Genomic DNA, 14540 nt, shown 5'->3' on the forward strand with positions numbered 1-14540 from the left:
GTCAGGCCGGACGCTTCATACGATCCATACCCGACGCCCGATATTCGCAAAAGCTGTCAGCTGCGTCCAAGCAGAGCGCCTATTTCGGTCGCGACCTCTGCCGGATGGCTGATCGGTGCCATGTGACCTGCCCCTTTGATGACAGCACCGGTGGCGTTCGGCAATCGTGCGAGCAAACCGTCATGGGTCGCGATGATTGCCGCATGCGCATCCTCGCCGCGCAAAACGAGTGTCGGCACAGAACAGGCATCCAGCGCACCCGGTGCAAGCAAACCGGCAGTATCATCAAATAACAGTGACTGGGTATCGGGCACGACCTGCACACCGCGCGTCATAGCGGCCCGTGTGCGCTCCGGCAGGCTGTCCCAAGCCGGCGCATCGCTGCTCCACATCCGGTTGAAAGCACGTGCAGCTTTTTCAAACGCACCTGATTGTATCGCATCATTGAAAGGCTTCGCACTGACCGCGTGCTGGGCAAGCGTTTCGGGCGCATCGTTCTGCGCTACGGCGAAGAACACAGGCTCAATCACCGTGAGGCTTCGCAAACGTTCGGGGTGAGCAATTGCCAGCATCAGCCCGATAACCGCGCCAAAAGAATGTCCGATAACGTCCACCGGACCATCGTCAGGCAGTGCGGCCAGGCTTGCCGCAAAAGTGGTTTCGGCAAAGTCGCTCTGCCCATCCCAATCCGGACTGCGGCCATGGCTGGGCATATCTGGCGCAATCAGAGTAAGCTCCGGAAGCGCCTTGGAAATCCCTGCCCATGCACCGCCAAAGGCCATGGTACAGTGCAAAGCCAATGCCTGCCGCGGTCCATCACCCAAGGTGGCGATATGAGGCGCAAAGCCTTGCTGAACGGTCATAATTTACCCGACAAATAGGCGTCTACGTCTTCGATCCGGTCCTGCCCCCAGAACCGCTGATCGTCGACAATAAAGAACGGCGCACCGAACACGCCGCGCTCCACCGCTTCTTCGAGGTTGCGTGAATAGGTCTCTGCTCCTTCAAGCAGACCGCTGTCCGCCAGCTTCGGGTCAAATCCGGCTTCGCTCAGGCAGGCGCGTATTACATCATCCTGCGCGATGTCTTTCTCTTCCGCCCAGACGGCGCGGAAGATTGCGTGGGCAAGCGCACCCAGATCACCGCCACCCGCGTTTTGTGCCGCGATAAAGGCATAGGCAGAAGGCGCACCATTGGTCGGCCAATGCGCAGGCTTGAGGTTGAACGGAAGTCCAAGCTTTTTTGCCTGACGCGGCAATTCCTGTGCGCGGTATTCAATACGACTGACATGACGATCCTTGGGGGGCGTGCCGCCTGTGCGACCAAATGCTGTGATCAGATCGAAAGGCTTATAATTGATCGTAGCGCCGTGTTTTGCGGCAACCGCTTCCAGCCGCTGGTCGGCAAGGTAACAGTAGGGGGACAGTGTTGCGAAAAAGTAGTCGATCTGGGCCATTTGGACCTCCGTAAGGTTTGCGGCACGTTAGCTGCGTGCTAAGCGAGGTTCAATGTCACGAATCTGTCATACGCCGCTGCCACGGAGCCCCTATGTCCCGCACTTCTGAGCCGAAACTCATCTCGGGCAATGCCAATATGCCCCTGGCCACTGCAATCGCACGGCGCATGTCGCTGCATCGGGGGGTCAACGTCGGATTGGTCGATGCCCGCGTCGAACGGTTCAATGACGGCGAGATTTTTGTCGAAGTGTTCGAAAACGTACGCGGCGAGGATATGTTCATTATCCAGTCTACGTCAAATCCAGCCAATGATAACCTGATGGAATTGCTGATTATGGCTGACGCGCTGCGCCGTTCATCTGCCGCACGCGTAACGGCCGTTCTGCCCTACTTCGGCTATGCCCGACAGGACCGCCGCACAAAGGCCCGTACGCCGATCACCGCAAAGATGGTTGCGAACATGCTGGTCGGTACCGGCATCGAACGTGTGCTGACAATGGATCTACACGCGGCCCAAATTCAGGGTTTCTTCGACATTCCTGTCGATAACCTTTACGCCTCTCCCGTCTTTGCCCTCGACATTAAACACGAGTTCAAGGACCGCATGGATGAGTTGATGGTCGTATCACCCGACGTCGGTGGCGTGGCCCGTGCGCGAGAGTTGGCGAAACGTATCAATTCACCCTTGGCGATCGTGGATAAGCGCCGCGAGAAGCCCGGTGAAATCGCCGAGATGACTGTCATCGGGGACGTAACCGGCAAGACATGTCTGATTGTCGATGACATCTGCGACACCGCAGGAACGCTGTGCAAAGCTGCCGAGGTCCTGCTAGAAAACGGTGCCAAAGAAGTGCATTCCTACATTTCGCACGGTGTGATGTCCGGCCCAGCCGTAGAACGCGTTACGAATTCCGTGATGAAATCGCTGGTGATAACGGATTCGATTGCGCCAACGGAAGAGATCAAGAAAGCGGCGAACATCCGTATCGTGCCAACAGCGCCGATCTTTGCGCAGGCAATCCTGAACATCTGGAATGGTACAAGTGTGTCATCGTTGTTTGAGGCTGACACTCTCGGACCGATCTATGACGGGATGTACAAACCGGAGTAAGGTGGGATTCGGGACGCAATGCTGCCCGAATAAATTCTACTTTTGTTGTTACTAACCTTTGTGCGCGTCACGTCGACTTGAGCGCCCAATGGAGTGATATAATAATGGAGCTGCTGGCCTTTTTGCACGAGTATCATCTCATTCAAATCGTGCCTTTCGTTGGTTTTATTCTTTACCTTACGATCAAGAATAACCGCAGCAAACGAAATGGGGCGGTGCGTCGCAGCAATCGCTCGACGTCCAGAACTTCAGAATACTACAGCACAGAAGTCGACGAGCTTTAGCAATTGATGTTCGCATCATCCGCCAGCACGGGCTTTCAGCAATCACGTCAGATACCAGAAAACAGTTCCGATAGCTGAAAGTCAGGTCACGTCCCAATCATCAAGTTCCGACATCTCGCCAATTGCCATCCATGCAATGCGAATGCGCGCGATGCGTGTGTCGCCCCAAGTACGGAACACCATGTCAAAGCCGGTCTTGGTCACCGCTTCTGCCTCGACGTCTGCGCGCATGATAGTGGTCGCATCCAAGTCCCATAGGGACGGCGACAGCTGCACCGTAGGCGGCTCTTTATACTTTTCGGAGAACTTGATATGGCGGCGGCGCTCGCGTTGACCACGTCCCGTCCACATTTCACCGCCGTCTTCGTAATCGGAGAACAGGATCACATCACCGCTGTCTATTCCGACGGTATGGCTTCTAAGCTTCTTCATAAATCAAGTCCGGCGTGTCTATCTGGGTTTGGTACAAGGAAATGGAATGCTCCGTAGTGCACGAAGGGGCGCTAAGCTGAACGCCCGCCTCGTCAGGGGTTTATCCTGACCTTGGTGTGCTTTGCAAACTTCCTGCAATACTGCGTCCAATCGCGAAAATCTTCGGAGAAGAATACGCCTGAACCCTTCTGCTCCCACGCGTCTGTTTTGACATCTATGCGGTCCCAGACTGCATCGATCGACGTGGGTTTGCCTTCAATCTCTGACTGTCTGACCGCGGCTTCCGCCCACTGGATCGCCGCTTGCATCAATTTGTCAGCACTTTCGTCGGTCCTGACCCACTGTGCAGCGTTCTGATAGACTGAAGCGCAGTCAGCCATGCTTTCGCTATAGGGCTGTGCAGAAGCGGCAGATGCAGTGCACAGCACACCAGCAACGATCAGAAAGCGCATGGTATCAACCTTTGAGAAAACCCCGAATTTCTCGAACGATAGCGGATCGGATCGACCGAAGTGGGGCAATGCGGCGCCAAAAAGGCGATACACATAGAAAAAGGCTCCGCATCAACTGCGGAGCCTTCCTCAAACTTCACAAGTAGCCGCGCTTATTGCTTGGCTGTCAGGCCCATATGTTCGCCCATCGCTACCATATCCGAGAGCAGCTTGGCGGCATCGTCTACCGGACCCGGCTCATTCTCGAACGTAGTTTTCGCGTTGGAATACATGGTCTTGGCTTCTTCGATCATCTCGTCCAGATGCTCTTGCGTCATGTCACCTTTCGCCAAAGCGCGTTCGGCCAGAACCGAAACGCCATCGGCGCGGATTTCTGCAAACCCACCAGTTACCACATAGTCGGAGGTCCCTTCAGGACCTTCAACTGTGAGCACACCGGGGCGCAGTGTGGTGATGGTTGGGCTGTGCCCTTCCATCGCCGTCATGTCGCCATCGGCACCGGGGATCTGGACGGATGTGACCTGCAGTGAGGCCAACCGCCGCTCGGGCGATACCAGATCGAATTGCATCGTGTCTGCCATTGCTCAGGCTCCCTTAGGCTGCGTCTGCTGCCATCTTTTCGGCTTTCGCCTTCACTTCGTCGATGCCGCCAACCATGTAGAAGGCACCTTCTGGCAGGTGGTCATACTCACCGGCAACAACCGCTTTGAACGACGCGATTGTGTCTTCAAGAGGGACCTGAACACCGTCAGAACCGGTAAAGACCTTGGCCACGTCAAACGGCTGGGACAGGAAACGCTCGATCTTACGCGCACGGGCCACGGCCAGTTTGTCGTCTTCGGAGAGTTCGTCCATGCCCAGGATCGCGATGATATCCTGCAAAGATTTGTAACGCTGCAGAACCTGCTGAACGTCTGTCGCAACCTTGTAGTGCTCTTCACCGATAATCTGTGGGTCGAGCAGACGGGATGTGGAACCCAATGGGTCAACAGCCGGGTAGATGCCCTTTTCAGAGATCGAACGGTCAAGAACGGTTGTCGCGTCAAGGTGCGCAAAGGATGTCGCAGGCGCGGGGTCGGTCAAGTCATCGGCCGGAACGTATACGGCCTGAACCGATGTAATCGAACCGTTCTTGGTGGATGAAATACGTTCCTGCATCGCACCCATGTCAGTCGCCAGTGTTGGCTGGTAGCCCACAGCGGAAGGAATACGACCCAACAGAGCGGAAACTTCGGAACCGGCCTGTGTGAAGCGGAAGATGTTGTCCACGAAGAACAGAACGTCGGAACCGGATTCGTCGCGGAACTGCTCGGCCAAGGTCAGACCGGACAGGGCAACACGCATACGCGCACCTGGAGGTTCGTTCATCTGGCCGTAGACCAGTGCAATTTTGGAATCGACCAGGTTGTCGGGAACGATAACGCCGGATTCGATCATCTCGTGGTAAAGGTCGTTACCTTCACGCGTACGCTCACCCACACCCGCGAACACGGACACACCGGAGTGTACCTTCGCAATGTTGTTGATGAGTTCCATGATCAAAACTGTTTTACCAACGCCGGCACCGCCGAACAGACCAATTTTACCACCCTTGGTGTAGGGGGCCAGCAGGTCGATAACTTTGATGCCTGTGGTCAGGATTTCCGTTTCGGTAGACTGGGCGTCAAACGCAGGCGCTTCGCCGTGAATGCCGCGTGTTTCGTCTGTCTCTACAGGACCCTTTTCGTCAACCGGATCACCGGTCACGTTCAGGATACGGCCAAGCGTGGGCTTGCCAACCGGCACCTGAATAGGTGCACCGGTGTCTGTTACGGACGCCCCGCGAACCAGACCTTCGGTCGCGTCCATCGCAATGGTACGCACTGTGTTTTCGCCCAAGTGCTGTGCCACTTCGAGCACAAGGCGTGAGCCGTTGTTGTCCGTAGTCAGAGCGTTCAGAATCTCTGGCAGGTTATCTTCGAACTGCACGTCAACGACGGCGCCGATGACCTGAGTAATTTTGCCGACTGCATTTGCCATGTCGTTTCTCCGGTTTGCTTACAGCGCTTCCGCGCCGGAAATGATTTCGATCAGCTCGTTCGTGATGACGGCCTGACGGGAACGGTTGTATTCGATCGTAAGGCTCTCGATCATGTCGCCCGCGTTGCGGGTCGCGTTGTCCATCGCGGACATCCGCGCGCCTTGCTCAGACGCGGCATTTTCAAGAAGACCCGAGAAGATCGCCGTGGCGACACCGCGTGGCAGCAGGTCGGCAAGGATCGCTTCTTCGGAAGGCTCATAATCGAAAAGGGTAGATGCCCCTTCGTCTTCGCCTGCATCCTCGAACTTGGCGGGGATGATCTGTTGCGCCTGCGGGATCTGGCTGACGACGTTCACGAACTCGGCGTAGAACAATGTTGCTACATCAAACTCGCCTGCGTCAAAGCGGCCCAGCACGTCCTTGGCAATGCCTTGGGCATCCACATAGCTCAGGCGCTTTACGTCCGTCAGATCTACGTGGCCAACCAGATGGGCGGCGTAGTCCCGCTTCAACTGATCGCGGCCTTTTTTGCCAACGGTAAGGATTTTAACCTCTTTACCCTCGGCCAGCAGCTTCTGCGCGTGCGTTTTGGCTTTCTTTACGATGTTGGTGTTGAAACCACCGCAAAGACCACGCTCTGACGTCATAACGATCAGCAGGTTCACCTTATCCGAGCCTGTGCCGCTCAGCAGCTTGGGCGCGGAATCGGACCCGCCAACGGAAGCCGCAAGTCCAGCCATCACAGCGTTGAAACGCTCTGTGTAGGGACGCGACATTTCCGCAGCTTCCTGCGCGCGGCGAAGCTTCGCCGCGGCAACCATTTGCATGGCTTTCGTGATCTTGCGCGTCGATTTGACGCTCGCGATCCGGTTTTTAAGGACTTTGAGATTTGCCATTGGCTTCTCTCTCCTTAAGCGAAGTCAGCGGCGTAGGAATCGAGCGCAGCTTTGATTTTGTCTTCCAGCTCGTCTTTCACCTTGCGATCGTTGTTGGTGATATCCTTGAGCAGATCGGCATGCTTGCCACGCAGATGCGCGAGCAAGCCTTGCTCCCAGCGGCCAACGTCAGCAACAGGCAATTTGTCGAGGTAACCGTTGGTGCCAGCGTAGATGACGCAGACGATTTCGGCGTTGGACAAAGGCGCGTACTGTGGCTGTTTCATCAGCTCAGTCAGGCGCGCACCACGGTTCAACAACTGCTGAGTGGACGCGTCCAGATCGGAACCGAACTGAGCAAAAGCGGCCATTTCACGGTATTGAGCGAGGGACAATTTCACCGGGCCGGCAACCGAAGACATCGCTTTGGTCTGGGCGGACGAACCAACACGGGAAACCGACAGACCAGTGTTCACAGCAGGACGGATACCTTGGTAGAACAATTCTGTTTCCAAGAAGATCTGACCGTCGGTGATCGAAATCACGTTTGTCGGAATAAACGCCGAAACGTCACCACCTTGGGTTTCGATGATCGGCAGAGCTGTCAAAGAGCCGTTGCCCGCATCATCACCCAGCTTCGCGGAACGCTCAAGCAGACGGGAGTGAAGATAGAAAACGTCACCAGGATAAGCTTCACGGCCTGGTGGGCGACGCAGAAGCAGGGACATCTGGCGATAAGACACAGCCTGCTTGGACAAGTCATCATAGATTATCAGGGCGTGACGGCCGTTGTCGCGGAAGAATTCCGCCATGGCTGTCGCAGCATAAGGTGCCAAGAACTGCATTGGTGCAGGCTCGGACGCGGTTGCGGCCACAACGATGGAATATTCAATCGCACCTGATTCTTCGAGCTTCTTGACCAGCTGCGCAACAGTGGAGCGCTTTTGACCAATCGCGACGTACACACAGTACATCTTTTTGCTCTCGTCACCTTCGGCAGCAGCGTTAACCTGCGCCTGGTTCAGCATCGCATCGAGAGCAACAGCAGTTTTACCTGTCTGGCGGTCACCAATGATCAGCTCACGCTGGCCACGGCCAATCGGGATCATCGCGTCAACGGATTTCAGACCTGTCGCCATCGGCTCGTGAACCGATTTACGCGGGATGATGCCCGGCGCTTTTACGTCCGCGATACCGCGCTGTGTCGCGCCGATCGGGCCTTTGCCGTCAATTGGGTTACCCAGACCGTCAACAACACGACCCAGCAGTTCGTTACCGATTGGCACGTCCACGATGGAGTTCGTACGCTTGACGGTATCGCCTTCTTTAATGTCACGGTCGGAACCGAAGATAACAACACCAACGTTGTCGGCTTCAAGGTTCAGGGCCATACCCTGAATACCACCGGGGAATTCGACCATCTCGCCGGCTTGGACATTGTCCAAACCGTATACACGCGCAATACCGTCACCGACGGAAAGCACGCGACCGACTTCGGCGACTTCTGCTTCTTGACCGAAATTCTTGATCTGGTCCTTCAGGATCGCAGAAATTTCTGCAGCTTGGATACCCATTTATCCGACCTCTTTCATTACATTCTGGAGGGAATTGAGCTTTGAGCGGATCGACGTATCGATCATCTTGGAGCCCACTTTGACGATAAGACCGCCGATGAGGGATTCATCAACGGTCGTTTGGAGTGATACGGTTTTGCCGGTGGTCGCCTTGAGCGACTTGGCAAGCTTGTCTGATTGCGCTTTCGTCAGCGCCTTCGCGGAAGTGACCTCGGCGGTGACCTCGCCTTTGTCTGCAGCAATCGTGTCGCGCAGCGTTTTGACCAAAGCAGGCAACACAAACAGACGGCGCTTGGATGCCATCAGTGCGAGTGTGTTGGTCATTGTCTGGGACAACTTGGCTTTTTTCGCGATGGCCGCAACAGCAGCCCCCTGCTCTTCCCGGCTATAAACGGGCGAATTGATCAGATCGCGGAAATCTTCGCTGTCGTTCAGCGCACCCTGCAGGGATTCCAGATCGGATTCGATTGCTTTTACCGCTTTGGCGTCTTTGGCAATCTCGTAGACAGCAGACGCATAGCGCTGCGCAATGCCGGTGGAAATCGAAGCTGTTTCGGACACGTGCATCCTCTCATTCAATTATACCAGACCTGCGCACCTAGAGACGCGTCGCCGGTTCGTTGGCGCGGCTTGAAGTAATTCAAGACGTCTAAATCAGGGGCCATGTAGCAGAGGGTTTGCCGCACCGCAACACGCTAACGTGCGCTGAAGTGACCCTTCGGCCCCATTATTTTGTAGCGTTAGCGCAAGCAAGGCCAACAAGGTGAATTGTGGCGGTATTGGCCCGATCTCCGAAACAATTATACGATTCTTGCCGCGCTGTCGCCGCGTTTCGCCCTACTGAAGCCAAGATTTTCCAACATAACATAAAAATTAATTCAAACGGCCTCCGAAAAACCGGCCGATCACATGAGGATGAGCAGCATGTTTGCTATTGGACTTCTTTCCCTGCTTTCGCTTGGGCTGGTTGGTATGGCTATGGGTGATGACGGCGACACCACCGAAGATGATACTTCAGAAGACAACGTTATTTTTGAGGATGGCCAGCAGATTACGCTGGGCCCGCTCGATATTGAATACACCCCGCCAGAAGACGTCGATCCGGACAAACAAGCCCGTATCGAAGAATTCATCGAAAACCAGCGTAACACGCCGGGCTTGAAGATCGAAGACGCGGTAGAAGACCTGCACGCTTTTCTTGATCAGCTTGAAGCAGAAGAGGCAGAGGCCGAAGAGGCTGCTCAGGAAGATGGCGAAGCCGTTGACGCAAGTGAAGATGGCGCAGAAGATGAAAGCGATGAGCAAGTCGACGATGTCGCCCGCCCCCCGATGGGCGAGGATTACCGTGATCCGATTATCATAGCGGATGAACTGGAAGCCCAGCGTATCCTGGACGAGATTGCAGCCGAAGAGGCGCGCCAGCCCGTTAATCTGGTAACCGTGACAGACCAGACCGGCGCAGAAGTGCCTGATAATACTGTGTTAATTGAACCGACGCAGTCCGAGGGTGAAGAAGCGGTGCCCTTCACAGTCACCGCGCCTGATGGCGAAAATGACATCTCCGTTGGATATGACGCTGAACATACGTTCCAGATTGAATTCAACGAAGGGACCGAGACCGTTGAAATGGGCGTGAACAGCAGCTTGCAAGGGCCGTCAGGCGTATTGGAGGCGACAACCACCACCGGAACTGATGAAGACGGCGATACATTCACGCAGCAAACAATATCAGAAACCTTCACCAACAGTACTGCGGTTACCCTCAACGTGCTGGATTCCCATATCGGCACTCACATCGCCCAGATCGAACTGGTGAACGAAGCCGACAGCCTGCATCTCGACTTTGGCGAAGAAGTAGACGGTGAAATGCACCTTATCTATTTCGAAAGCGAAGATTCGACCCAAGCGGACAGCAGCACCACGAGCCGCGCGTTTGTCATCCAGACTTCCGCTGGTGGCCCCCCGATCTCGGAGGAAGAGTTCTTTGATCTGCTGGCAACAGAGAACGGTCAGATGACCGGCATTCATATCATTGCCGAAGTCTATCTCGGGCAGGAATCCGTTACTGTGAATGCTTCAGGCGATGGCGAAAGCGCATACCAGATCATGCTGAACGATCAGGTCAACAATGCACCAAAGATCACGTCGAGTATTTCGTGGACGGCCGTGGAAACCTTTGATGACCGCGCAGATGTTCCGGTTACTGGCGACACGCCTGATGGTTTCGCGCCGATCAGCCCGGATGAGGGCGGTGCTTTGGGTGATGACGGTGCTCCGGATGGTGATGACATTTCAGACCTCTTTGAAGACGCTGGTCTGAACCCCGGGTTCTTCGGCTTCTAAAGCATTGGCCCCAAGCATCGAGTGGTGCGGGGAAACAATGATCTAATACCCAACAGGGGCGGCTGACACACATCCTGGTGCATCAGCCGCCCTTTAGCCGTTAATCACACAGGACCGGACCCGATCCTCTCAGCCCGTGCGACCTCATCTTTCTTTCTCACGATTTAGGCATCAAAACCGGGATTGCTCCGGCGGAGTTTGCGCATCAGACCGGGCCAGACCAGATTATCCGCCGATCCCGGCTTGAACGAGTCGATCGTTTGCGCCTGCACGGTGTCTGCCATCGCCTGAGGTTCTTCGTGCAGATTTTGCGTCCCCGCAGATTGAGCGAAGATTTGCGTTTTGCAGGCACTCTCAAGAAAATACATCCGCAGGAACGCCAGTGCACAATTTGCGCCAACCGTAAGTGTGCCGTGATTGCGCAGCATCAGCAGGTGTTTGTCCCCCAAGTCCTGCACAATCCGCTCCCGTTCGCTCAGATCAAGCGCGATGCCCTCATAGTCGTGGTAGGCAAGGTCGTTGTTCACGACCATCGAGAATTGCGTGTAGCGACGCAGCCCTTCGTTCTGAACCGAAACCGCAACGCCGTAAGGCGTATGCACATGGATGACGCAACCCGCGTCTTCGCGTGCCGCGTGGATGGCGGAATGAATGGTAAATCCAGCAGGATTGATGAAATACGGCGTTTCCTGACAGATGTTGCCATCGAGATCGATCTTGACCAGACAAGACGCGGTCATCTCGTCAAACATGATGCCGTAGGGATTGATCAGGAAACGTTCCTGACCATCCTCATCCGGCAGTTTGGCAGAGATATGGGTGAACACCAGATCAGTCCATCCGTACAGCGCGCACAAACGGTAGGTCGCGGCCAGCTCTACCCGCAATTCCCATTCTGCATCAGACACCGACCCTTTCAGGCTGGGCAGATCAGCGGGATCGGGAATCTCGAAGCCTTTTCCGACAGACGCGCTTGATTGATCTTTCATTGGTAAATCCTCCGGTTTTCAGGAAAAGTAGCCGATGTGGGTGCAATTGCACAACGCAGGTGACTGCAGTTTGCGGCTGTCGCATCTTAATCAGGCCACTGCGGGCAATAAGCAGTTGGTCCAGGGCCACGCAAAGGCGGGCGAAAGCCGCACTTTTTGTGGCCTCGAAAGGGGGACGGTATGACTGGCGACACCACCGACGGGACACCGGCATGGATCAAAGCAGTCAGCGCTGATCAGCTGGATGCATTTGTAGATTGGGTCGACCAGACAGGTGGGCTGGAACAGCCGGGTTTTGATGCGATCCAGCAAACCTTTGTTTATCAGCCCGCCACGCAGGTGGATCAGGACCTCGATCCGTTCTCCGACGCTTACTTTGACCAGATGCTGTCGCTTTATGCCGAACTGTCGGGGCGCATTCTGAACCAAGAAACCGGCGAACTGACCCGGTTCGACATGGCAGATCATGTGCCGCATACCAATCCTTACGCTTCTGATAATGTGTCGATGATGGCACGCCATGTGAACGCCATCACCGCCGCAATTTGCCGCGCGGACCTGCCCGCCGGTGCGCGCGTAGCTGATTTGGGCTGTGGGTGGGGCATGACCAGCGAAATCCTCAGCTTTTGCGGCAGCGATGTAACCGCAGTAGATATAAATGCCGATTTTGTCGCGTTGGTGCGCGCGCGCGCGGCGCGTCTGTCGAACGGCATCGACGTCGTGCAATCCAATTTCGACGAACTTTCCCTACCGCAAAATTACGATGCTGTGTTCTTTTATGAATGTATGCATCACGCAGTGAAGCCTTGGGAAACACTTGAACAGGTCGCAGGCTTTCTCAAACCTGACGGCAAGGTCTTTTTCGCAGGTGAGCCGATCAACACCCTGTGGTGGCGCAATTGGGGTCTGCGGCTGGATGCCTCTGCTGTTTATTGCATTCGCAAACACGGCTGGTTTGAGAGCGGTTGGTCACCGGAGTTTCTGCACCAGATGTTCGAGCGGATGGGTTGGTCACTGACTTTGCACCCCCACGTCGGGCTAAATGGCGGCGACATCGGTGTCGCACGTCGCGGGGTTGTGAAACGTGTACCGCAAGAACCTCCGGTCGTTGAACAGGACAGCAGCGAGGCGGATCATCTGCGTGCTGCACTGGCTCAGGCAGAGCAGCAGCGTGACCACGCAAGGCGATACCCTTGGAAATATCTCCGGGGCGCTTGGGAGCAGCGCAGTATTGGCGGTAAGCGCTAGCCTGCGACAGCCGAACTGCAAAACAGACTGGCGGACACAACCTTAACTGCGTTGTGACGCTGCGACCTATCTTACACGACAGTTTTTTCTCTCTTGAAAACCACTGCCGTTCTCCGCTTTCTGTTCACGAACGGGCCTAAGTGCCCAAAGCTGTCAAAGGACCTGAGCCATGCCCCTGCAGATCGACCTCACGCGCTTCAAAAACCTAGCCATTGAGGCACGCGATGATGGCGTCTGGATTGTCACACTCAACCGTCCGGCAAAGCGGAATGCTCTGGACATCGACACCATTGAGGAGCTCGTCGATTTCTTTTCCGCGGCCCCGCGTGCAGGCGTGCGTGCCGTGGTACTGGCCGGATCGGGCGATCATTTCTGTGCCGGCCTTGATCTGATCGAACACCACGATGAAGACCGCAGCCCTGCAGATTTCATGCACGTTTGCCTGCGTTGGCACGAAGCATTCAACAAGATGGAATATGGCGGTGTGCCAATCATCGCAGCCTTGCAGGGCGCTGTGGTTGGCGGCGGGCTGGAACTGGCCAGCTCCGCGCATGTGCGTGTCATGGATCAAACGGCGTATTTCGCTCTGCCCGAAGGCCAGCGGGGTCTCTTTACCGGAGGGGGTGCCACAATTCGCGTTACTGATCTGGTGGGCAAATCACGCATGATCGACATGATGCTGACAGGCCGCGTCTATCAGGGTCAGGAAGCGATGGATGTGGGTCTCGCGCAATATGCGGTGGAAGGGTCGAGTTTTGACGCCGCAGTAGAGCTTGCCCGGAAGGCCGCGCAAAATCTGCCGCTTTCCAACTTTGCGATCTGTTCTGCCGTGAGCCATATGCAAAACATGTCCGCCATGGATGCGGCCTATGCCGAGGCCGTCGTGGCGGGCGTCGTTAATACGCAACCCGACGCGCGTGCCCGACTGGCAGCTTTTGCAGACAAAAGCGCCGCGCGGGTAAGGCCGAACGCCGAATAGATCAAAAGGTGCGTGCGCGTCCCACAGCAGGTTCTGTCAGACCCTCAAGGACACTGACACGCTTGCGCACCCGCGAAGTCGTACCCTTTGGCGGATAAACGAGCTTGGTCGCCTCAACCATAAACGCGCCACCGGCCATCATCGCGGGTACATGACGGCCTACCCTCTCGAAAATGCCTGCCGATTTCATCCAAAGGCGCTGTTGCGACGGAATCTGGTAGAGCGATCCGAGTTGCCGTTCAGGCAGGAACTGGTGTTTCTTAAGCTGTGCCTCAAGCTGGCCGGGGGAATAAGGCCGACCATAGCCAAAAGGGGTCACATCGCGCCGCGCCCACAGCCCCGCACGGTTGGGAACGATAAAAAGCGCCTTGCCCCCCGGCCCCAGCACGCGCCAGCACTCTTCGAGTAAATCCGAAGGTCTTTCGCAGGTCTCAAGACCATGCAGCAATACCAGTTTATCAACATGGCCCGTTTCGATGGGCCAGAGCGTTTCCTCGGTCAGAACAGAGGTATTCGCCATACCGGCAGGCCAAGGCATGACCCCCTGCGGCCCCGGCATCAGCGTGATAACCCGCCGCGCATCCTTGAGGTAGGGTCGCAACAAAGGCGCTGCAAAACCAAAACCCACGACACTTTGGCCTTTGGCCTCGGGCCAAAGTTCAAGCAAGCGTCCCCGAAGGGATTTCTGGGCCGCCCGCCCCAGCGCGCTCCGATAATAGAAATTACGCAGGTCTTGGACATCAAGATGCATTGCAGCCCGGCCTTGTGAGTGTCAG

At 55.9% G+C, this 14540-nt stretch carries 16 protein-coding genes; 5 read left to right on the top strand and 11 right to left on the bottom strand.

Annotation, left to right across the window (positions count from 1 at the left end):
* Positions 1 to 56 precede the first annotated feature (56 nt).
* Positions 57 to 863, bottom strand: a complete 807-nt coding sequence (locus Z946_RS0104430; RefSeq protein ID WP_025054530.1) for an alpha/beta fold hydrolase — start codon at positions 861 to 863, stop codon at positions 57 to 59.
* Complete coding sequence (locus Z946_RS0104435) at positions 860 to 1456, bottom strand: 2-hydroxychromene-2-carboxylate isomerase (protein WP_025054531.1); 597 nt, start codon at positions 1454 to 1456, stop codon at positions 860 to 862. The genes Z946_RS0104430 and Z946_RS0104435 overlap by 4 nt, the downstream gene beginning before the upstream one ends.
* Before the next feature lie 92 nt (positions 1457 to 1548).
* Between Z946_RS0104435 and Z946_RS0104440 the strand changes: the two genes are divergently transcribed.
* Positions 1549 to 2568, top strand: coding sequence for a ribose-phosphate pyrophosphokinase (locus Z946_RS0104440; protein WP_025054532.1), 1020 nt, complete (start codon positions 1549 to 1551; stop codon positions 2566 to 2568).
* 104 nt (positions 2569 to 2672) lie between these two features.
* The gene (locus Z946_RS0104445) at positions 2673 to 2852 is read left to right on the top strand and encodes a hypothetical protein (protein ID WP_025054533.1); all 180 of its coding nucleotides are present in this window, start codon (positions 2673 to 2675) and stop codon (positions 2850 to 2852) included.
* 81 nt (positions 2853 to 2933) lie between these two features.
* On the opposite strand, the gene Z946_RS0104450 is transcribed toward Z946_RS0104445, so the two are convergent.
* The 7 genes from Z946_RS0104450 to Z946_RS0104480 form a co-directional block, all read right to left on the bottom strand.
* Entirely contained in the window at positions 2934 to 3284 is a 351-nt protein-coding gene (locus tag Z946_RS0104450; RefSeq protein ID WP_025054534.1) for an H-type lectin domain-containing protein, read from the bottom strand.
* 92 nt (positions 3285 to 3376) lie between these two features.
* Positions 3377 to 3736: a hypothetical protein gene (locus tag Z946_RS0104455; RefSeq protein ID WP_025054535.1), complete on the bottom strand. Its 360-nt coding sequence runs from the start codon at positions 3734 to 3736 to the stop codon at positions 3377 to 3379.
* 152 nt (positions 3737 to 3888) lie between these two features.
* On the bottom strand, positions 3889 to 4317 hold the full coding sequence (locus Z946_RS0104460; protein WP_025054536.1) for a F0F1 ATP synthase subunit epsilon: 429 nt from the start codon (positions 4315 to 4317) through the stop codon (positions 3889 to 3891).
* A gap of 13 nt (positions 4318 to 4330) precedes the next feature.
* Entirely contained in the window at positions 4331 to 5755 is a 1425-nt protein-coding gene (gene atpD, locus Z946_RS0104465; protein WP_025054537.1) for a F0F1 ATP synthase subunit beta, read from the bottom strand.
* Positions 5756 to 5773: 18 nt separating this feature from the next.
* Positions 5774 to 6652 (bottom strand): F0F1 ATP synthase subunit gamma, encoded by an 879-nt coding sequence (locus Z946_RS0104470; RefSeq protein ID WP_025054538.1) that lies wholly within the window; start codon positions 6650 to 6652, stop codon positions 5774 to 5776.
* A gap of 14 nt (positions 6653 to 6666) precedes the next feature.
* Positions 6667 to 8205: a F0F1 ATP synthase subunit alpha gene (atpA, locus tag Z946_RS0104475; protein WP_025054539.1), complete on the bottom strand. Its 1539-nt coding sequence runs from the start codon at positions 8203 to 8205 to the stop codon at positions 6667 to 6669.
* A complete protein-coding gene (locus Z946_RS0104480) occupies positions 8206 to 8766 on the bottom strand; it encodes a F0F1 ATP synthase subunit delta (protein WP_174416546.1) in 561 nt (186 codons plus the stop codon).
* A 363-nt stretch (positions 8767 to 9129) separates the two neighbouring features.
* Here Z946_RS0104480 and Z946_RS0104485 point away from each other — a divergent pair, with 363 nt between their 5' ends.
* Positions 9130 to 10548 carry a hypothetical protein gene (locus Z946_RS0104485; RefSeq protein WP_025054541.1) on the top strand — a complete coding sequence of 473 codons (1419 nt, stop codon included), beginning with the start codon at positions 9130 to 9132 and terminating at the stop codon, positions 10546 to 10548.
* Between the two features lie 164 nt (positions 10549 to 10712).
* Here Z946_RS0104485 and Z946_RS0104490 read toward each other — a convergent pair whose 3' ends face one another.
* Positions 10713 to 11537, bottom strand: a complete 825-nt coding sequence (locus Z946_RS0104490) for a class II aldolase/adducin family protein (RefSeq protein WP_081780778.1) — start codon at positions 11535 to 11537, stop codon at positions 10713 to 10715.
* Between the two features lie 180 nt (positions 11538 to 11717).
* On the opposite strand from Z946_RS0104490, the gene Z946_RS20990 reads away from it, so the two are divergent.
* Positions 11718 to 12785, top strand: coding sequence for a class I SAM-dependent methyltransferase (locus Z946_RS20990; protein ID WP_052836075.1), 1068 nt, complete (start codon positions 11718 to 11720; stop codon positions 12783 to 12785).
* A gap of 169 nt (positions 12786 to 12954) precedes the next feature.
* The gene (locus tag Z946_RS0104510) at positions 12955 to 13764 is read left to right on the top strand and encodes a crotonase/enoyl-CoA hydratase family protein (protein ID WP_025054544.1); all 810 of its coding nucleotides are present in this window, start codon (positions 12955 to 12957) and stop codon (positions 13762 to 13764) included.
* A 1-nt stretch (position 13765) separates the two neighbouring features.
* Here the strand turns inward: Z946_RS0104510 and Z946_RS0104515 are convergent, their stop codons facing one another.
* Positions 13766 to 14515 carry a methyltransferase domain-containing protein gene (locus Z946_RS0104515; protein WP_025054545.1) on the bottom strand — a complete coding sequence of 250 codons (750 nt, stop codon included), beginning with the start codon at positions 14513 to 14515 and terminating at the stop codon, positions 13766 to 13768.
* Between the last annotated feature and the right edge of the window lie 25 nt (positions 14516 to 14540).

Source organism: Sulfitobacter noctilucicola (assembly GCF_000622385.1).
Classification (GTDB): Bacteria; Pseudomonadota; Alphaproteobacteria; order Rhodobacterales; family Rhodobacteraceae; genus Sulfitobacter; species Sulfitobacter noctilucicola.

Coding starts and splice junctions, on each gene's coding strand:
- Z946_RS0104430 (WP_025054530.1), bottom strand. CDS start 863: ATGACCGTTCAGCAAGGCTTTGCGCCTCATATCGCCACCTTGGGTGAT.
- Z946_RS0104435 (WP_025054531.1), bottom strand. CDS start 1,456: ATGGCCCAGATCGACTACTTTTTCGCAACACTGTCCCCCTACTGTTAC.
- Z946_RS0104440 (WP_025054532.1), top strand. CDS start 1,549: ATGTCCCGCACTTCTGAGCCGAAACTCATCTCGGGCAATGCCAATATG.
- Z946_RS0104445 (WP_025054533.1), top strand. CDS start 2,673: ATGGAGCTGCTGGCCTTTTTGCACGAGTATCATCTCATTCAAATCGTG.
- Z946_RS0104450 (WP_025054534.1), bottom strand. CDS start 3,284: ATGAAGAAGCTTAGAAGCCATACCGTCGGAATAGACAGCGGTGATGTG.
- Z946_RS0104455 (WP_025054535.1), bottom strand. CDS start 3,736: ATGCGCTTTCTGATCGTTGCTGGTGTGCTGTGCACTGCATCTGCCGCT.
- Z946_RS0104460 (WP_025054536.1), bottom strand. CDS start 4,317: ATGGCAGACACGATGCAATTCGATCTGGTATCGCCCGAGCGGCGGTTG.
- atpD (WP_025054537.1), bottom strand. CDS start 5,755: ATGGCAAATGCAGTCGGCAAAATTACTCAGGTCATCGGCGCCGTCGTT.
- Z946_RS0104470 (WP_025054538.1), bottom strand. CDS start 6,652: ATGGCAAATCTCAAAGTCCTTAAAAACCGGATCGCGAGCGTCAAATCG.
- atpA (WP_025054539.1), bottom strand. CDS start 8,205: ATGGGTATCCAAGCTGCAGAAATTTCTGCGATCCTGAAGGACCAGATC.
- Z946_RS0104485 (WP_025054541.1), top strand. CDS start 9,130: ATGTTTGCTATTGGACTTCTTTCCCTGCTTTCGCTTGGGCTGGTTGGT.
- Z946_RS0104490 (WP_081780778.1), bottom strand. CDS start 11,537: ATGAAAGATCAATCAAGCGCGTCTGTCGGAAAAGGCTTCGAGATTCCC.
- Z946_RS20990 (WP_052836075.1), top strand. CDS start 11,718: ATGACTGGCGACACCACCGACGGGACACCGGCATGGATCAAAGCAGTC.
- Z946_RS0104510 (WP_025054544.1), top strand. CDS start 12,955: ATGCCCCTGCAGATCGACCTCACGCGCTTCAAAAACCTAGCCATTGAG.
- Z946_RS0104515 (WP_025054545.1), bottom strand. CDS start 14,515: ATGCATCTTGATGTCCAAGACCTGCGTAATTTCTATTATCGGAGCGCG.